Annotated in this window: 21 protein-coding genes; 13 read left to right on the forward strand and 8 right to left on the reverse strand. The window is 67.8% G+C overall.

Annotation, left to right across the window (positions count from 1 at the left end):
- Window positions 1-58: 58 nt before the first annotated feature.
- Both FKQ52_RS00410 and FKQ52_RS00415 read right to left on the reverse strand, forming a co-directional pair.
- On the reverse strand, window positions 59-1,180 hold the full coding sequence (locus FKQ52_RS00410) for a hypothetical protein (protein ID WP_141625341.1): 1,122 nt from the start codon (window positions 1,178-1,180) through the stop codon (window positions 59-61).
- Window positions 1,181-1,319: 139 nt separating this feature from the next.
- Entirely contained in the window at window positions 1,320-3,728 is a 2,409-nt protein-coding gene (locus FKQ52_RS00415) for a TonB-dependent receptor domain-containing protein (RefSeq protein ID WP_141625342.1), read from the reverse strand.
- A 138-nt stretch (window positions 3,729-3,866) separates the two neighbouring features.
- Here FKQ52_RS00415 and FKQ52_RS00420 point away from each other — a divergent pair, with 138 nt between their 5' ends.
- Both FKQ52_RS00420 and FKQ52_RS00425 read left to right on the forward strand, forming a co-directional pair.
- On the forward strand, window positions 3,867-4,070 hold the full coding sequence (locus FKQ52_RS00420; RefSeq protein WP_141625343.1) for a twin transmembrane helix small protein: 204 nt from the start codon (window positions 3,867-3,869) through the stop codon (window positions 4,068-4,070).
- Between the two features lie 5 nt (window positions 4,071-4,075).
- The gene (locus tag FKQ52_RS00425) at window positions 4,076-4,648 is read left to right on the forward strand and encodes a cob(I)yrinic acid a,c-diamide adenosyltransferase (protein WP_141628168.1); all 573 of its coding nucleotides are present in this window, start codon (window positions 4,076-4,078) and stop codon (window positions 4,646-4,648) included.
- A gap of 3 nt (window positions 4,649-4,651) precedes the next feature.
- Here the strand turns inward: FKQ52_RS00425 and FKQ52_RS00430 are convergent, their stop codons facing one another.
- Complete coding sequence (locus tag FKQ52_RS00430; RefSeq protein WP_141625344.1) at window positions 4,652-4,999, reverse strand: hypothetical protein; 348 nt, start codon at window positions 4,997-4,999, stop codon at window positions 4,652-4,654.
- 107 nt (window positions 5,000-5,106) lie between these two features.
- Between FKQ52_RS00430 and FKQ52_RS00435 the strand changes: the two genes are divergently transcribed.
- The 9 genes from FKQ52_RS00435 (at window position 5,107) to arfB (ending at window position 12,085) form a co-directional block, all read left to right on the forward strand.
- Window positions 5,107-5,871: an electron transfer flavoprotein subunit beta/FixA family protein gene (locus FKQ52_RS00435; protein WP_141625345.1), complete on the forward strand. Its 765-nt coding sequence runs from the start codon at window positions 5,107-5,109 to the stop codon at window positions 5,869-5,871.
- A complete protein-coding gene (locus FKQ52_RS00440) occupies window positions 5,871-6,800 on the forward strand; it encodes an electron transfer flavoprotein subunit alpha/FixB family protein (protein ID WP_141625346.1) in 930 nt (309 codons plus the stop codon). Before FKQ52_RS00435 ends, FKQ52_RS00440 begins: the two co-directional genes overlap by 1 nt.
- Window positions 6,801-6,983: 183 nt before the next feature.
- A complete protein-coding gene (locus FKQ52_RS00445; protein ID WP_141625347.1) occupies window positions 6,984-7,307 on the forward strand; it encodes a hypothetical protein in 324 nt (107 codons plus the stop codon).
- Window positions 7,308-7,399: 92 nt separating this feature from the next.
- Window positions 7,400-7,906 (forward strand): hypothetical protein, encoded by a 507-nt coding sequence (locus tag FKQ52_RS00450; protein ID WP_141625348.1) that lies wholly within the window; start codon window positions 7,400-7,402, stop codon window positions 7,904-7,906.
- Window positions 7,907-7,916: 10 nt separating this feature from the next.
- Window positions 7,917-8,195, forward strand: coding sequence for a DUF167 family protein (locus tag FKQ52_RS00455; protein WP_141625349.1), 279 nt, complete (start codon window positions 7,917-7,919; stop codon window positions 8,193-8,195).
- A 95-nt stretch (window positions 8,196-8,290) separates the two neighbouring features.
- A complete protein-coding gene (locus FKQ52_RS00460; protein WP_141625350.1) occupies window positions 8,291-9,769 on the forward strand; it encodes an amidohydrolase in 1,479 nt (492 codons plus the stop codon).
- Window positions 9,769-11,121 carry an amidohydrolase family protein gene (locus tag FKQ52_RS00465; RefSeq protein WP_141625351.1) on the forward strand — a complete coding sequence of 451 codons (1,353 nt, stop codon included), beginning with the start codon at window positions 9,769-9,771 and terminating at the stop codon, window positions 11,119-11,121. The genes FKQ52_RS00460 and FKQ52_RS00465 overlap by 1 nt, the downstream gene beginning before the upstream one ends.
- Window positions 11,122-11,225: 104 nt before the next feature.
- Entirely contained in the window at window positions 11,226-11,687 is a 462-nt protein-coding gene (locus FKQ52_RS00470; RefSeq protein ID WP_141625352.1) for a YaiI/YqxD family protein, read from the forward strand.
- The gene (gene arfB, locus FKQ52_RS00475) at window positions 11,684-12,085 is read left to right on the forward strand and encodes an alternative ribosome rescue aminoacyl-tRNA hydrolase ArfB (protein WP_141625353.1); all 402 of its coding nucleotides are present in this window, start codon (window positions 11,684-11,686) and stop codon (window positions 12,083-12,085) included. Before FKQ52_RS00470 ends, arfB begins: the two co-directional genes overlap by 4 nt.
- A 2-nt stretch (window positions 12,086-12,087) precedes the next feature.
- On the opposite strand, the gene FKQ52_RS00480 is transcribed toward arfB, so the two are convergent.
- The 5 genes from FKQ52_RS00480 to FKQ52_RS00500 all read right to left on the reverse strand — a co-directional run bounded on the left by FKQ52_RS00480 (window position 12,088) and on the right by FKQ52_RS00500 (window position 16,508).
- Entirely contained in the window at window positions 12,088-12,837 is a 750-nt protein-coding gene (locus tag FKQ52_RS00480) for a hypothetical protein (RefSeq protein WP_141625354.1), read from the reverse strand.
- Window positions 12,838-12,868: 31 nt separating this feature from the next.
- Entirely contained in the window at window positions 12,869-13,339 is a 471-nt protein-coding gene (locus tag FKQ52_RS00485; RefSeq protein ID WP_141625355.1) for a hypothetical protein, read from the reverse strand.
- 20 nt (window positions 13,340-13,359) lie between these two features.
- Window positions 13,360-14,961, reverse strand: coding sequence for a 2-polyprenylphenol 6-hydroxylase (gene ubiB / locus FKQ52_RS00490; protein ID WP_141625356.1), 1,602 nt, complete (start codon window positions 14,959-14,961; stop codon window positions 13,360-13,362).
- Window positions 14,949-15,740 (reverse strand): class I SAM-dependent methyltransferase, encoded by a 792-nt coding sequence (locus tag FKQ52_RS00495; protein WP_141625357.1) that lies wholly within the window; start codon window positions 15,738-15,740, stop codon window positions 14,949-14,951. Before FKQ52_RS00495 ends, ubiB begins: the two co-directional genes overlap by 13 nt.
- Window positions 15,741-15,803: 63 nt before the next feature.
- Window positions 15,804-16,508 (reverse strand): Crp/Fnr family transcriptional regulator, encoded by a 705-nt coding sequence (locus FKQ52_RS00500; protein ID WP_141625358.1) that lies wholly within the window; start codon window positions 16,506-16,508, stop codon window positions 15,804-15,806.
- A 131-nt stretch (window positions 16,509-16,639) separates the two neighbouring features.
- On the opposite strand from FKQ52_RS00500, the gene FKQ52_RS00505 reads away from it, so the two are divergent.
- Both FKQ52_RS00505 and FKQ52_RS00510 read left to right on the forward strand, forming a co-directional pair.
- On the forward strand, window positions 16,640-16,939 hold the full coding sequence (locus FKQ52_RS00505; protein WP_141625359.1) for a 4a-hydroxytetrahydrobiopterin dehydratase: 300 nt from the start codon (window positions 16,640-16,642) through the stop codon (window positions 16,937-16,939).
- The gene (locus tag FKQ52_RS00510) at window positions 16,936-17,721 is read left to right on the forward strand and encodes an SDR family oxidoreductase (protein WP_141625360.1); all 786 of its coding nucleotides are present in this window, start codon (window positions 16,936-16,938) and stop codon (window positions 17,719-17,721) included. The genes FKQ52_RS00505 and FKQ52_RS00510 overlap by 4 nt, the downstream gene beginning before the upstream one ends.
- Window positions 17,722-17,737 lie beyond the last annotated feature (16 nt).

Below are 17,737 nucleotides of genomic sequence, written 5' to 3' on the forward strand. Positions count from 1 at the left end.
GCTGAAGTGGAAGATCAGAGAGGGGGCCGGGAGCGTCATGCTTCTGGCCTTTTCGTTGTCAGGCGGCGAGGAAGCGCTGGCCCAGTTCCTGATCGCGGTCGGCCAGACCCGTCTCGAAGTCCATGAAGACGTCGATCAGCTCGTCCACCCCCACCGGGGCGGCGCCGGGGGAGAAGCGGAAGCGCCAGAAGCTGACCACATGCTGTATCGCGCCCAGCTGTTCACCCAGCCGGGTGAACAGGCGCGGGGCCTGCAGCAGGAAGTCCCGGAAGGCGCCGGGACGGGCTTGCTCGGTCAGGGCCTTGTAGGCGTTCTCGTAGATCAGCAGGGTTCTCGACGCGTCGTCGCAGACGGCGATGATCCGGTCGCGCAGGACCTGACGGCCCCGGTCCAGATATTCGCGGGCGTTGCGGTCGACCTTGCCCAGCGGCTTCACCGTCGAGACGGCGTCGGCCACTCCGGCCACGTCGCTCATGAGGCTGGTCAGCACCCATTTGTAATAGAGGAAGCCCTTCCAGCAGAAGATGCCCTCCTGATATTCCTCGGGCTTCAGGTGCAGGGTCTGGCGCAGGGCCTCCATCCGGTCGCCCGGATCATTGGACAGGATCTTGCCGGCCAGACGACGGGTCGAGCCGACCGCCTCGATCCCGGCGCCGAGGCTCAGGGTCACCAGCGGGCGGATTTCCGCCTCCACGAACTGCACCATCCGCATCAGGTCGCCGTCGCTGATCGAGAAATAGCAGGCCGCCGGCTCGATCCCGGCCCGCTTCAACTGTTCGCGCAGCAGGAAGGGGTCCAGCGAGGGCAGGGCGTCCATCAGGCGCAGGGTGGCCAGATCGGGATGGTCGGGTTCCAGCCCGAAGGTCTCCTGCATCATCCGCTCGAAGCCGCGCTGATCCACGAAGACGAAGCGACCGCCGGTCTTCAGGTCGTCAGAGTCGATCGGGATCACTACCTTGGTCGCCACCTGACGGCGCAGGTGGAAGGCGTCCAGTTCGTCGCGGCGGAGGCGGTGTTTGATGATCAGGGCGCTGTTCAGCGCCGGGGTCCGGAACACGGGGTTCGCGCGCCAGTCCGCCTCATGACCATGCTCATGAGTGACCTTCAGCAGATTCAGCACCCGCGCGGTCGAGGCCGAGCGGCGCAGGTGTGCCAGATTTCGGATCGCGCGGTCGGTCATGAATCCCCTTGGGTAAGGGGAAACCCTGACACGCAAAGATGACCAACGGCTTAGCCTGTAACCGATTACCGGGCCGGTCCGTCTCAACGCGAACGGGCCGCCCCGCCAAGGGCTGGACCGCCCTGTCGTCAGCTCCGGATCAGAACCGGGCGTTGAGGCTGAGCCAGACGCTGCGCCCCTTGTCCTTGTTGTTGTAGTGATCGAAGAACAGGGCCTCGTTTGTGTCCTGATAGTCGCCGTCCGAGTTCAGGTCGCGGAACTCGGTGTCGTAGGTGGTGAAATCCTCGTCGAGCAGGTTGTTCACCCGACCGTTCAGCGTCAGCCACGAGGTCAGCTCGTATGAGCCGCCCAGGTTCAGAACCGCATAGCTCTTGTAGAACAGCTCCTCGCCGGTGATCGTGTGGAGGCCGCGATAGCGGTCCGAGCGTGTCTCGCCGGTCAGCAGAAGGTTGAACCGGTCGGTGACCCGCCAGTCCAGCGAAGCGTTGGCCATGTGCCGGGCGCTGTTGCCGAGCGGACGGCCGATCTCGGCGCCGCTCTTCTGTTCACTGTCGGTCCAGGTGTAGTTCCCGCGCAGGCTCAGCCCGCTCAGGATGCGCCAGCGACCGGCGACCTCGATGCCCTGGATCTCGACCTCGTCGATGTTGGTGGCGCGGCTGCTCGAGCCGTAGCCGAGGTCCGCGTACTCGCCACTGCTGGCGCAGGCCAGTGTCAGGCCCGGCCCGCAGGGCTGGTTGGCGATCTTGTCCTCGAAGGTGTTGTTGAAGGCCGTGATGTTGAAGTTGTGGCCCGCCGGGGATTCCCAGTAGACGGCGATTTCGGTGCTGACGCTGGTTTCGGGCTTCAGGTCCGGATTGCCGAACATGGGGGAGGTGCCCTGACCGCCGAAGCCGGTGATGCCGTCGTACAGCTGGGTCGTCTTGGGCGTCTTGAAGCCGGTCGAGACCCCGCCCTTGATGGTCCACCGGTCGTTCAGGCTGAACACCCCGTACAGGCGCGGGCTGAGGTGGTCGCCGAACACCTCGTGGTCGTCGTAGCGGACGCCGAAGGTCAGGGCGAAGGGCTCGACGATCCGCCAGGTGTCCTCGGCGAACAGGGACCACATATTGTGCTCCTGCTTCAGCCCCGGCGTGCCGCTTTCCAGCCCGAAGACGCCGTCCGTCAATTCGCCGCGAATGACCTGCAGGCCGGTGACGACGGTGTGGTCGCCCGCCGCGTGGAAAGGTACGGTCAGCTGCGCGTCCAGGGTGTACTGGGCGCTTTCGAGGGTCCGCTTCGGACGCGGCAGGAAGGTCGCCTCGGCCGCCGCGCGGCGGTCCGTCAGGCTCATCCCGGCATAGGCGCCCGTGCCGTCGATCATGGTCAGCAGCAGCTCACGCTCGGCGACCGTGAAGGGCAGGGTGCGGCCGTCGTTGTTGGTCGCCACGTGCGACAGGGTCACCTGGCTTTTTCCGAAGCCCCATTCGCCCTGATGGCTCACCGACCAGAAGTCGCGGGTGAATTCCTGGGCCGGGGCGTAGCCGACGCGCGGATTGGCCCGACGCGTCCAGGTCCCGCCCGAGGTGGTGCAGGTCGCGGCGCTGGAGCCCGTCCCGTTCAGGCAGAAATTCCCCGCGCTCCAGATGCTGTCGATGTTGTCGACCGTGCCGACCGGATACTCCAGCCCGCCCGCGTCATTGGTCTGGATGGCGTTGTCATACTCCTGCCGCGAGGTGTCGTAGTCGACGGTCACGGTCTGGTTGGCCGTGGGCGTCCAGGTCAGGGTCAGGCCGCCGGCGAGGTTTTCGTTGTCCACGGTCTTGCCGCCGCCGCCGAAGCCCAGCGAGCGGACATGCTCGAACCCGGACGGGTCGGTGACCGTGTCATAGACCGGGTTGGAGGCGTTGCGCTGATACCAGCTGCCGCGCGCGCTGAGGTTCAGCACGCCGGGCATCAGCGGTCCGCTGGCGTAGAAGTCGACAGTGGTGTCGTCGCCGTACTCGTCATTGGTCTCGAAGGTCCGGGCGGTGGTCAGCGAGCCAGCCCAGCGATCCAGATTGCGCTTGGTGATGATGTTGATGACGCCGCCCATGGCGTCGGCGCCGTACAGGGTCGAGGCAGGACCGCGTATGACCTCGATACGCTCGATCGAGTCCAGCGGCGGGATGTGGTTGAACTGGTTGCCGCCGAAGCTGTTCGGATAGATGTCGCCGTGGTTGTTCTGGCGACGGCCGTTGATCAGGATCAGGGTGTAGTCCGATCCCATGCCGCGCATGGAGATGGAGCCCTGACCGGTCTTGTCGCGGGTCTCGCCGATGTCGACGCCTTCCAGATCGCGCACCGCGTCCAGCAGGGTCATGTAGGGCCGGGTCTGCAGCTCCTCGACGGTGATGACGCTGATGCTGGCCGGGGCGTCGGTGATCTTCTGCTCGAAGCCGGCGGCGGTGACGACCACCTCGTCCAGCTGGGTCGGCTGATCCTGTTGCTGCGCCAGCGCGGGCCCTGCGGCCGCCATGAGCGCCGTGGCCGAAACCAGCGCGCGGATGGTCTGTTTGCGAGTAATGATCATGACGCCCCCGAACAATGCGAGCGCTTCTCAATATCGTTCACAGCTACGCCGCAACCGGGTGTGCGCTTTGACCGCAGGTGTCGCGGGGGGCGATCCGCCGCTCTGGCGCACGAGCAGACAGGGGCCTAGAACGCGTTCATGGAACTCTTCGACATCCTCGTTTTCGCGTCCGTGCTGGCCGTGGCGGTGACCCTGGCCCTCGGCCTGCGCCAACTTTACAAGGACGGACCCGAGGCCCGGTCGCGCTCGAACAAGCTGATGCGGCTTCGCGTCGCACTGCAGGCGCTGGCGGTGATTCTGCTGGTCACGGGCCTGTGGTGGAAGTCCACGCACGGGGCCTGAGCCCGGTGGTGGTCCTGAACCGCATCTATACCAGGACCGGCGACGGCGGTCAGACGCGTCTCGCCTCGGGCGCGCCTGTGTCCAAGACCGACCCCCGGGTCGAGGCGATGGGCGCGGTGGACGAACTGAACGCCGTCATCGGCGTGGCCCGGCTGCATTCGGGTCAGAACGACCGCATCGACGCCATGCTGGGCCGCATCCAGAACGAGCTGTTCGATCTGGGCGCCGATCTGGCGACCCCGCTGGAGCCCGCGCCCGCATGGGAGGCCCTGCGCATCCTCGACAGCCAGGTCGAACGACTGGAGCAGGAAATCGACTGGATGAACGAGAGCCTGAAAGCCCTCGACAGCTTCATCCTGCCCGGCGGCTCGCCGTTGTCGGCGCATCTGCATCTGGCCCGAACCGTGGCGCGGCGGGCCGAGCGCGATGCGGTCCGTCTGGTCGAGAGCGGAGAGACGGTGAACGGCGCGGCGGTGCGTTATCTGAACCGCCTGTCGGACCATCTGTTCTGTGCGGCCCGCCGCGCCAACGCCAACGGCGCGGGCGACATCAAATGGAAGCCCGGCGCGACGCGGTAGGGATCAGCGGGTCGCTTCAGCCAGCGCCTTTCGCTGACGTTCGGCGTCGGCGTCGCGGGCGGTCTGTTCGGCCTGCAGCCGGTCTTCGATCTCGATCAGCTCGCGATTCTTGCGGTCAGAGGCCTGGGCCCGCGTCTCGCCGGGCTTCCGTCCGGTGATGCCCTCGATCTCGGCGATCGACAGGGGGCGGGCGCAGACTTCCTGATCCGGATCCCACCAGCCGCCGTCGGCGACGCAGCGATCCCCCGGTTCTTTCACCAACACCTGCCAGGCCAGGGTGGCGCCCACCAGAACGGCGAAGGTGCACAGAAACAGCACGCTGAGCCGTTTCATCGTCAAAAGGCGGTGCATCTGGAGCTTCCCGTGATCCGGCGTGTTGACGCCGCGTTACGTTGACAGGCCGGGTCAGGCGTACCTATTGCCTGACCCAACATTCCGGCGACTTTGTGGATAGCGCAATGAAGGTTCTAGTCCCCGTCAAACGGGTGATCGACTACAACGTCAAGGCCCGCGTGAAAGCGGACCAGAGCGGCGTCGATCTCGCCAACGTCAAAATGAGCATGAATCCCTTCGACGAAATCGCCGTCGAAGAGGCCGTGCGCCTCAAGGAAGGCAAGGAGCACCATGCCGCCGGCACGGCGACCGAGATCGTGGTCGTCTCCATCGGCGTGACCCAGGCCCAGGAAACCATCCGCACCGCCCTGGCCATGGGCGCGGACCGCGGCTTGCTGATCCAGTCGGACGCCGACCTCGAGCCGCTGGCCGTCGCCAAGCTGCTGAAGGCGGTGGTCGATGAGGAAAAGCCCGACCTCGTCCTGATGGGCAAGCAGTCGATCGACGGCGACAACAATGCGGTCGGCCAGATGCTGGCCGCCCTGCTGGACTGGCCGCAGGCGACCTTCGCCTCGAAGATCGTCATCGGCGACGGCAAGGCGACCGTCACCCGCGAAGTGGACGGCGGGCTGCAGACCATCGCCTCGACCCTGCCCGCCGTGGTCACGGTGGACCTGCGCCTGAACACGCCGCGCTACGCCTCCCTGCCGAACATCATGAAGGCCAAGAAGAAGGAGATCGCCACCAAGGCGGTCGCCGACTACGGCGTCGACGTCGCGCCGCGCCTGAAGGTGCTGAAGGTCACCGAGCCGCCCAAGCGTTCGGCGGGTGTGAAGGTGGCTGACGCCGCCGAACTGGTTTCCAAGCTCAAGTCCGCGGGGGTTCTGTAATGGCCGTTCTCGTCATCGCCGACCACGACGGCTCGGCCGTTCGCGACACCACCCACAAGACCGTGACCGCCGCCCTCGCCCTGTCGTCCGACGTGGACGTGCTGGTCGTGGGCGCCGGCGCGCAGGCCGCCGCTGACGCGGCCGCGAAGATCGCGGGCGTCCGCAAGGTTCTGCTGGCCGACAACGCCGCCCTGGGCCATCAGCTGGCCGAGGCCGTCGCGGCCACGATCGTCGATCTGGCGGGCGGGTATGACGCCGTCCTGTCGCCGGCCACCACCGACGGCAAGAATTTCATGCCGCGGATCGCCGCGCGTCTGGACGTCGCCCCGATCTCGGACATCGTCGAGGTCGTCAGCGCCGACACCTTCGTGCGCCCCATCTACGCGGGCAACGCGCTGGAGACCGTGCAGTCCTCGGACGGCAAGAAGGTCATCACCGTGCGCGCCACCGCCTTCGCCCCCGCTGCCGAAGGCGGCTCGGCCAAGGTCGAGGCTGCCACCGGAGCCGGCGAGGGCAAGACCGCCTTCGTCAGCGAAGAGATGGTCAAGTCGGACCGTCCGGAACTGGGCGCGGCGAAGATCGTCGTCTCGGGCGGTCGCGCCCTCGGCTCGGCCGAGGAGTTCCACGCCGTCATGGACCCGCTGGCCGACAAGCTGGGCGCCGCCGTCGGCGCCTCGCGCGCGGCCGTGGACGCCGGCTACGCCCCGAACGACTACCAGGTCGGCCAGACCGGCAAGGTCGTCGCCCCGGCGCTCTATATCGCCATCGGCATCTCGGGCGCCATCCAGCACCTGGCCGGCATGAAGGACTCCAAGGTCATCGTCGCCATCAACAAGGACGCCGACGCCCCGATCTTCCAGGTCGCCGACTACGGTCTGGTCGCCGACTACAAGACCGCCGTGCCGGAGTTGATGAAGGCCCTCGGCTGAGGGCTGCTGCAGGTTGAATGAAGAGGGCGCGGTTCCGGACGGAGCCGCGCCTTTTTCGTTGTCGGAGAAGCTTGGCCTTGGCAGACAGGATCGACCGGCCGAGATTTCGGCTATGGAGCTCGCGTTTGGATGACACCCCTTAAAGCCGTCAGTCGTGGCCACTGGACCGTCAACGGTGGCGTCATGCTTGTCATGCTGGGGCTGCCCGCATTGGTCTGGGGGATCGTCGCCTTATTGGGGCGTGGCGAATGGTCCGCGATCACGGCAGCGGCCAGCCTGCTGATCAGTTGGCCGGCGTCCTGGCTGACGTGGTCCTTTCTCGTGACCCGTTGGAGACTCTGGGCCTATGAACGCGTCGAGAATCTCGACGAGTTGAAAGCCGTTGCGGTGGAGGCCAAGCTGATCTGGCCTGAAGGCCACGCTCGGGAACGCACCGAAATCCGGTCGCCCTCCCAGAAGCAGCGTATCAGTGAGTACGAAGCAGCTTGGGCCCGGAAGCGCGGGTGACATCAGTTTCTGGTCGCCCCCCTCGGTCCAGGGATGCGCCGAGGACAGCCTTGGCTGTTCGCTTCGGCCCGGTGGAGACGTAGGGTGGCGGCATGACCATCGCCTGGACAACCGGCTATTCCGCGGACGAGCTGGACCGGGCGCAGCAGCGCTTCCGGCTGACGTTCCCGTCCGATCTGGTCGCCCTGTTGCGCGACCGACGTCCGGTCGGCGGCTCCGACTGGAATGATGAAACGGAGATGCGCTCACGGCTGGCCTGGCCGTTCGAGGGGCTGCTGTTTGATGTCGAGGCCAACAGCCTGTGGTGGCCCGAATGGGGAAATCGTCCCGACGCGCCCGAGGCGCGCGCCGAGGTTTTGCGGGATGTTGTCGGTCGCGCGCCGCGCCTCATCCCGATCTTCGGCCATCGCTATCTGCCTGCGACCCCGAACCTGCCCGGAAACCCGGTCTTTTCGGTCTATCAGTCCGACGTGATCCACTATGGCGCAGACCTGCAGGACTACGTTGATCGGGAAGAGAACGGCCGGGACCATACGCCATGGCCCGCCGTCATTCGCGAGATAGACTTCTGGTCAGAACTCGTGCGGCGGAACGTCTGACCACCTGTCCATGACCACACTCGCCATCAAGCTCACCCCCGGCGCCGCGTCCGACCGCATCGACGGCTGGGATGTGGACCCTGACGGCCGCCCGGTCCTCAAGGTCCGGGTGCGCGCCCGGCCGGTCGAGGGTGAGGCCAATGCCGCCTTGCTCAAGCTGCTGGCGAAGACCCTCGGCGTCCCGAAGTCCGCCGTGTCGTTGGAGCGGGGCGGGCAGTCGCGGTTGAAGCGGATCGCCATTGACGGACTGTCGCCGGACGAGGTGCGGGACCGTCTTTCCGCACCGTGACGAAATCGGCCTTTGACGGATCGCGCGACTGCCCCCTTTAATCCGGTCCGAGTTCGCGCCCCTATTATCCGGGCGGGCGCACAGGGGAGCTTTTCATGAGACTTCGACGCCTGGGGGGCGCCAGCCTCGCCACTATCGCCGTGCTGGCTCTGGGGGCCTGCGCCACCAACGGAAACACGAGCCCGCAGACCGAGACCGCCGCCGCGCCGCGCGCCCGGGCCGCCCTGCCGCCCGGTCTGGACGCCGCCGCCAATCCCGACCCCTTCCCTTCGACCTATCGCGGCCTGCCGCGCGAGAATTTCGCCATCGTCGGCGGCACTGTCTATGACGGCGCGGGCCGCAAGTTCGAGAACGGCGTGGTCGTGGTCACTGACGGGCGCGTGGCCGCTGTCGGCGACGCCTCCACGGCCATTCCGGCCGGCTATCGCACGGTGCAGGCCAACGGCCGCTTCGTGACCCCGGGCATCATCGACGTCCACTCGCACCTGGGCGTCTATCCCTCGCCGGGCGTGCAGGGGATGAGCGACGGCAACGAGGCCACCAGCCCGAACACCGCGCAGGTCTGGGCCGAGCACAGCCTGTGGCCGCAGGACCCGGGCTTCAACACCGCCCGCGCCGGTGGGGTGACCACCCTCCAGATCCTGCCCGGCTCGGCCAATCTGTTCGGCGGGCGCGGCGTGACCGTGCGCAACATTCCGTCGGTGACCATGCAGGGAATGAAATTCCCCGACGCCCCCTACGGTCTGAAGATGGCCTGCGGCGAGAACCCCTCGCGGGTCTATGGCGGGCGAAACCAGAGCCCGGCGACGGGCATGGGCAATATGGCCGGCTATCGCGCAGCCTTCATCGCCGCGCGCGACTACAAGGACAAATGGGACAAGTGGCGTCAGTCGGGCGAGGGCTCGCCGCCCACCCGCAACCTGCAGCTTGAGACCCTCGCGGGGGTGCTGGACGGCTCGATTCTGGTGCAGAACCACTGCTACCGCGCCGACGAAATGGCGATGATGATCGACCTGTCGAAGGAGTTCGGTTTCCGCATCACCGCCTTCCACCACGCCATCGAGGCCTACAAGCTGGCGCCGCAACTGGCCCGTGAAGGCATCTGCGCCGACATGTGGACCGGCTGGTGGGGCTTCAAGATGGAGGCGCTCGACGCGGTCGAGGCCAACGCCGCCCTCGTCGACGCCCAGCCGGGCTCCTGCGCCGTCATCCACTCGGACGACGCTGAACTGACCCAGCGCCTCAATCAGGAGGCCGCGGCCGCCCTCGCCGCCGGTCGCCGCATCGGCATGAACATTCCGGAGGAGCGGGCGATCAGCTGGATCACCCTGAACCCGGCCCGGTCCCTCGGCATCGCCCACGAGACCGGCTCGCTGGAAGCCGGCAAGCGCGCCGACGTGGTGATCTGGAGCGCCGATCCCTTCTCGATCTACGCCCGCGCCGATCAGGTCTTCATCGACGGCGGTCTGGCCTTTGACCGCGCCAACCCGGCCTACCAGCCGGTGTCCGACTTCGAACTGGGCCAGCCCGGCTACGGCCTGCGCGCCGCCAACGTCCCGCAGGGAGCCCGCTGATGCGCCTCAAGAGCCTGATCCTCGCGGCGGCCTCCGTCGTCGCCCTGACCTCTCCCGCCGCCGCGCAGGAGCTGACCGCCATCACCGGCGGCCGCGTCCTGACCGGTTCGTCCGTCATCGAGAACGGCACGGTGGTCATCCAGAACGGTCGCGTCGTCTCGGTCGGAACCGGCGCAGCTCCGTCCGGCGCCCGCGTCATCGACGCGCGCGGCAAGGTGGTCGCCCCCGGCTTCGTCGCGGTCGATTCCGGCCTCGGCGGGTCGGAGATTTCCTCCGTCGGCGGGTCGGATGACCTGTCGAACGGCGCCAACACCATCAGCGCCGCCTTCGACGTCTCCTATGGCCTCGATCCCTGGTCCTTCACCCTGCCGGTCGCCCGTCTGGGCGGCATCACCCGCGCGGTGGTGGTCCCCAACCATCCGGGCGGCTCGAGCGGTCACAACCACCAGGACGACAGCGATTTCGCTGGGGTCGGCCATGCCGGGCTCCAGTCGCCCAGCCTGTTCGCCGGTCAGGCGGCGGTGATCCACCTGGGCGCGGGCAACGACATTCTGGTGCGCGCCCGCGTGGCCCAGGTCGCGCCCTTCGGCGAAGCCGGCGCCGGTGTCGCCGGCGGCGCCCGGGGTGCCGAATTCACCCAGTTCCGCGAAACCCTGAACGAGGTTCGCCTCTACGCCCGCAACAAGGCCGCCTATGACCGGGGCGGCATCCGCGAGCTCAGCCTGTCGCGCGCCGATCTGGAGGCCCTGATCCCTGTGGCCAACGGCTCCATGCCGCTGATCGTCACCGTGCGCCGCGCGGCCGACATCCAACAGGTTCTGCGTCTGGCCAGGGAAGAGGGGGTGAAAATCATCCTCGACGGCGCCGAGGAAGGCTGGCTGGTCGCCGACCAGATCGCCGCGGCCAATGTGCCGGTCCTGCTGAACCCGATCTCCAACCTGCCGGGCAACCTGGAGACGCGCGGCGCGCGGATGCAGAACGCGGCGGCGCTGGATGCGGCGGGCGTGGTCATCGCCATCAAGGGCAATGAGGGCTCGATCCATCGCGCCCGCGAGACCCGCTACAACGCGGGCAACGCCGTTTCGCACGGCCTGCCCTATGAGGCGGCGATCGAGGCGATCACGGTCAATCCGGCGAAAATCTTCGGTCTGGCCGGCCAGTTCGGGGAGCTGCGCCCCGGCGCCGCCGCCGACGTGGTCATCTGGTCCGGCGACCCGCTGGAGCCGCTCAGCCTGGCCGAGCAGATCTGGATCAACGGGCAGGAGCAGGCCCCGACCAGCCGTCAGTTCCTGCTGCGCGACCGCTACCGCGACGGCGGCGAAGGCGCGATGCCGCCGGCCTACGGTCGGTAGGGATTGGGGAACAGGGATTAGGGACTAGGTTTGCGCGTTAGGCAGTCAGGCGATGAGCGGGTATCTCTTCGCCCAATCCCTAATCCCTAGTCCCTAATCCCTCCATGTCCTCCCCCCGGATCTTCATCGACGCCGACGCCTGCCCGGTGAAGGACGAGGTCTATCGCGTGGCCGAGCGCTATGGGCTGAAGGTGTTCGTCGTCTCCAACGGCTGGATCAACACCCGTCGCGATCCGTGGATCGAGCAGGTGGTGGTCGATGCGGGCCCTGACATCGCCGACGACTGGATCGCCGAGAGGGCGGGCAAGGGCGACATCGTGGTGACGCAGGACATCCCGCTGGCCGACCGCTGCCTTCAGGCGGGGGCGCAGGCGCTGAAGTCGAACGGCACGCCCTTCACCCCGGACTCCATCGGTTCGGCCCTGGCCGGGCGGATGGTGGGCGAGCATATGCGCTCGATGGGCTTGCAGACCTCCGGCCCGCCGCCCTTCGGCCCCAGGGATCGCTCCGCCTTCCTGCAGGCGCTGGACAAGGCGGTGGTGGTCGCCAAGCGGGCGCTGGCATGACCGTCATCCCCGAGGACGAGCTGGAGTTCCGCTTCTTCCGCGCGGGCGGGCCGGGCGGCCAGAACGTCAACAAGGTCTCGACCAGCGTCCAGCTGCGATTCGACGCCCGCAACTCCCCGTCCCTGACCGATCCGGTGCGGGAGCGGCTGCTCAAGCTGGCGGGCAGCCGGGCGACCCTGAACGGCGAAATCCTGATCACCGCCGTCCGCTTCCGCACGCAGGAGCGTAATCGGGCCGACGCTGTCGGCCGTCTTCAGGAACTGGTGGATCAGGCCTCGATCAAACCGGTCCATCGGGTGCCGACCAGACCCACCCGCGCCTCGAAGGAGCGGCGGCTGGAGGGCAAGTCCAAGCGGTCCACGATCAAGAGCGGGCGGGGCAAGCCCCGCCTCGACTGAGCCTAGCGACGGCGCGCGGCCGCCGCTTGCGCCGGCGTGACGGGCAGGGTGGCCAGCGTCAGCTTTCCGTCCCGATCCGTATCCAGCGAGTAGAACCAGCGCTGGGTCGCCTCGGCCCATTCCTGTGACGTCACGCGCTGATCGAGATTGGTGTCAGCCGACTTCACCGGTTGCGGCAGGTTGAAGAAGCCGGAATCCGCCACCGGTCCGTAGCCGGCCGGACGTCCGCCGCGTCCGCGCGAACGGCGGCTCCCCGGCTGCCCCTGTTGCGGTGCGACGCCAAGGGTTGAGGTGTCCGCCAGCGGGATAGCCTCGCCGCCGCCCGCCGGACCGGGGACATTGATCGTGGGGAAGCCGACCGGACCTTCACCGCCGGCGCGCCGGCCCATCCCCATGCCCCCGAAGCGGCGCAGGTCCTGCTCATAGGCCGTCAACTCGGTCTGGTTCAGTCGGCCATCGCGGTCGGTGTCCAGAAGCGCGAAATAGCGCAAGCCGTCCGCAGTGAACTCCGCCAGCGTCACCGCGCCGTCATTGTCCGTATCAGCGCCCGCGAACCAGACGGCGGACGGATAGGGCTGATCCGCCGGGGCCACGAAGGGCTCGCCGAAGGGGCTGATGAACAATGACGGCCGGGGCGGTCCCTGCGGCGCGAACGGGGTCTCCCGACCGCCGATGCCTGAGGCGCAGGCCGTGAGCAGGACCGCCAGTCCCGCTACGGCCACCGGGGTCAGGGTCACCTTGAATGCACGCATGGGGACGGTCTCCGAAGACGCCAGGGAGGGGCTATTGAGCGGGACGGAACAGCAGGGCGTCGATCTTGCCGGCATCGTTGAAACCGATGACCCACTGGGTCGCGGCGTTATCGAAGGTCACGACGAACATGTCCGCCCCTTCCTGCGAGCCGACGAAATCCACGGCCCTAACGGCGCCGAAGCTGCGGATGAGGGGCAGGACACGGGGTTCCTGCTCGCGCATCCGGGTGACCAGACCCTCCTCCATCAGCGAATAGTCGATCGTGCCCGCCTGGGCGTTCTGGATGACCGTGCGCAGGGTGTCTTCGGACTGGGGGTTGGCCGGTTCCGTCGCGGGGGCGATCGGCGCCGGACGGGGCGCGGCGGGCGCCGGGGTGTTCGACGGGCGAGCCGGGGCGTCAAAGCTGTTGGGAACGCTGCCCGCGGCCACCTGGGCCTGAACAGCGGCGGGTGCGGTGATGGTGGTCAGGCCGACAGCGGCGGCCAGAACGAGCAGTTTCATCGGCGGTTCTCCGGAAGCGCTCAGACGATGGTGGGCCAAAGCGACAGAACGAGGGCGGCCACCGAGGCGCATATTGCAACGGTGACACAAACAATGACCCAGACCGGCGTCCGGGCCTCGCGCACGATAACGGTCCGGGCCTGAGGCGGGTTCTGCGCCAGCTTCGACAGGGCCTTCAGTGTCGCGCGCAGTTCGTCGACGGCGTCGCGGATCTGGGCCTGCGGCCCCAATTCGCGACGAATCCAGCGCTCGACCACCGGCTGGGCGGCGGCCCACAGGTCGTGATCGGGGTTCAGGCGACGGGCCACGCCCTCGACCGACACCATGGTCTTCTGAAGCAGGATCAGCTCGGGCCGCAGGTGCATGTCGAACAGGTCGGTGATCTCGAACAGCTGGCCCAGCAGACGGCCCATCGACACCTGCGACGCCTGCTTGCCGATCACCGGCTCGCCGACCGCGCGCAGGGCCTGGGCGAAGGCCTCGATCGAATGTTCGGGCGGCACATATCCGGCCTCGAAATGCACCCGGGCGATGCGGTCATAGTCGCGGCTGATGAAGCCCCACAGGATTTCGGCCAGATAGCGCCGCTCCGCCGGCCCCAGCCGCCCCACGATGCCGAAATCGATCGCCGTCAGCTCCGCCGGGGCGTGGCAGAACAGATTCCCCTCATGCAGGTCCGCGTGGAAGGCGCCGTGGTCCAGCGCCTGCGACAGGAAGGAGCGCACGACGTTGTCGGCCAGCGCATTGACGTCCAGACCCGGCTGAAGAATCGCGTTCGGATCGGTGAGCGGCAGTCCTGTCGCCCATTCCAGCGTCAGCACCCGTTTGCCGACCCCGTCCCAGATCACCGCCGGAGCGTCCATATGGCCGGTGACGCCCTGGGCGTCCGGCTTGGCCATGATCTCCTTGAGCTCGGACGCGGCCGCGGCCTCCAGCCGCATGTCCAGTTCCAGCGTCAGGGCGCGGGCGATGGTCTCGACGAAAGCCGAGGGTTGCAGCCGGCGCGACAGAGGCACGAAGCGGACAGCCAGTCGCGCGGCCAGTCGCATCGAATCCAGTCCCTGCGCCACGCGGCGCTCGACGCCGGGTCGCAGAATCTTGACCGCCACCTTGCGGCCGTCGGCCAGTCGGGCGGGGTGGGCCTGCGCCAGCGAGGCGGCGGCGACCGCCGGACCGAACTCGGTGAACAGGGCCTCGACCGGACGGCCCAGCGACCGCTCGACCTCGCGCCGGGCCTGATCCACCGGGAAGGCGGGCAGGGCGTCTTTCAGGCGGCCCAGATCGCGGGCGAACTCGACGCCGAAGATGTCGGCCCGGGTGGCCAGCACCTGTCCCAGCTTGATGGCGACCGGGCCCAGATGTTCAAACGCCTTGCCCAGGCGCTGGCCCGGACGCCCCTCACGGCCTTCACGCCCCGCGAACAGGTGCAGCAGCCGGGCGATCCAGCGCGCCCAGACCGGCAGCAGGGGGGTGATCTCGCGCGGCGTCAGGGCGTCGTGGCGGATCAGCACGCCCAGCCAGCCCAGCAGTCGCAGGGCGGCGCTCACGGGCGCGCGGACGGGCACCGTGGCCGGCGGAGGCGGAGGCGTGCCGGGATCGACCTTCAAGCTCAGATCGCCCATCCGTGGTGGATGGCCGCGACCCCGCCCGACAGATTGGTCACGGTGACGCGCTTGAAGCCCGCCTCCTCGATCATCTGCCTGAACGTCGGCTGGTCCGGGAAGCGGCGGATGCTCTCGACCAGGTACTGATAGCTGTCGCGATCCTTCGCCACCCACTCGCCGATGCGCGGAATGGCGTGGAAGGACCAGGCGTCATAGGCCTTGCGGATGGCGCCGGAGGTCGGGCGCGAAAACTCCAGACACAGGAATCGTCCGCCGGGCTTCAGCACCCGGCGCGCCTCGCGCAAGGCCTGCGGCACGTCGGCCACGTTGCGAATGCCGAAACTGATCGAATAGGCGTCCACCGAGGCGTCCGGCAGCGGCAGGGCCATGGCGTCGCCGACGGTCCAGGTCATCTCGGGTTCGCCGCCCTTGTGCACCCCCGCCATGATCATCTCGGCGTTGTAGTCCAGAACAATGACCTTCGCGTCGTCGCCGCCCATGCGCAGCTGTGCCGCGCGCGCCATCTTCGAATAGCGCCGCGACATGTCGCCGGTGCCGCCCGCGACATCCAGAATGGTCTCGCCCGGACGGGGATTCAGCTTCGCCGCGGCGGCGTCCTTCCACAGCCGGTGCACGCCGCCGCTCATCAGGTCGTTCATCAGGTCGTAGCTGGAGGCCACGCTGTCGAACACGCCGCGCACCATGCGGACCTTCTCCTTCGCGTCCACATCGCGAAAGCCGAAGGAGGAGGTCTTGCCGGCGTCTTGGCCGGACGGGGTTCGGGAGGCGTCGGTCATGCCACCGCTCTACCCCTTCACCGGGGCCGCGTCATCTGCCTGTGTGGCCGCAGCCTCGTCGTTTCAGTTGGCGGTGTTCGGCCTGGGCACGCCGAGGTCCTTCATCACCGACGAGATCATCCGGTAACAGCCGCAGGCGGCGGCCTCCAGACCGGGCCGGTCCAGCACCTCGACCCAGCCCCGTCCGCGCCGGATCAGCTTCTGGCCCTCGATCTCGGACCCGATCTCCGAAACAGTCGCCCGGCGCACGCCCAGCATGCCCGCGATGTCTGACTGGGTCAGCTTGATACGGTCGCCGTCACTGCGATCGTGCAGGGTCAGAAGCCAGCGGGCCATCCGTTCGTCCAGTCGGTGCTGGGCGTTGCAGGCGGCGGTTTGCTGCACCTGGGCGAACAGGCTTTCGGTGAAGCGGGACAGGGCGTCGCGCATCGCCTCGCTGGATCGCAGGGCATCAGAGAAAACATCCGCCGGGCAGCACGCCGCCGTACCTTCGATCTGGGCGATGGCGCGGCTGGAGGCGCGGGCGTTCAGCGGCCCACAGGTCACCCCCACCAGCCCTTCTCGGCCGATGGCGGCGGTCTCGACCATGTGATCGTCCGCCAGCACGGTCATCAGGGAGACCACGCCCGTCATGGGGAACCAGACCTCACCCAGCGCCTCGCCGGCGTCGTACAGCATCTGGCCCTGCGCGAAGGGACGCTCGTTCAGATGCGGCTCGATCCGTTTTCGGTCGGCGGCGGGAAGGGCGTTGAGCCAGAGATTGTCCATGCCGTCCTCCTGTGTCGAATGGCGACGCTCGATAACGCCCAAGCTTCCTTCAACGTTCCCGCTCCGCTTGGGCGGTCGCGCGCTTGTGGAGCGGCGAACGGCGGGCTACGCCGGAAAAAACGGAGGGAACGATGCCGGAACAGATTGACGTCGCGGAAGCGCTGAAAGGCCTCCCCAACTGGCGAAAGGCGGACGACGAACGCCCGGCCATCGCCCGCTCCCTGACCTTCGCCGACTTCAACGCGGCCTTCGGTTTCATGACCCGCGTCGCCCTTCTGGCGGACAAGGCTGACCACCATCCGGAATGGTCGAACGTCTACAACCGTGTAGAGGTGCTGCTGACCACCCACGACGCGGGCGGGGTGACGATCCGGGACACCGACATGGCGCGCTTCATCGATGAAGCCGCCGCCGCGATGGGAGCGAAATGATGGGCGGACGGGTTGCGAACAAGAAGGTCCTGATCACCGGCGCCGCAGGCGGGTTGGGCACGGCGATGGCCCACAGGCTGGCTCGCGAGGGGGCGAAGGTCGCCGTGAGCGACATCAATCTGGACGGCGCCCGGGCCTTGGCCGACGCCATCAACGCCGACCATCCCGGCAGCGCCTTCGCCTTCGCGCAGGACGTGACCAGCGAAGAGCAATGGATCGCGGTGATCGACGCCGCCACCCGGGCAATGGGCGGTCTTTCGGTGCTGATCAACAACGCGGGCATCGGCGGCCCTCTGGCCTTCGTCGAGCAGGACACGGTCGAGAACTGGCAGCGCCAGTACGAGATCAACCTGCGCTCGATCATGCTGGGAACCAAGCACGCCATGCCGCATCTGCGCGACGCTGCCCCGGCCTCGATCATCAATATTTCCTCGGTGGCCGGCCTCGCCGCCGCGCCGGGCATGGGCGCCTACAACGCCACCAAGGCCGGCGTCTGGATGTACTCCAAGACCATCGCGCTGGAGGCGGCCAAGATGGACTGGAACGTCCGCTGCAACTCGGTGCACCCGGTCTTCATCAAGACCCCTATCCTCGATCCCTTCATCGCCATGGCGGGCGGGGATGAGGGCAAGGCGCACGAGCGGCTGGCCCGAGGCATCCCGCTGAAGCGGATCGGCGAGCCGGACGATGTCGCCTACTGCGTGGTCTATCTGGCCTCGGACGAGTCCAAATTCATCACCGGGACCGAGTTCGTCATCGACGGCGGCATGCTGGCGCAATAGGCGCCTGATCGCTGGC

The organism is Brevundimonas sp. M20 (assembly GCF_006547065.1).
Taxonomy (GTDB): Bacteria; Pseudomonadota; Alphaproteobacteria; order Caulobacterales; family Caulobacteraceae; genus Brevundimonas.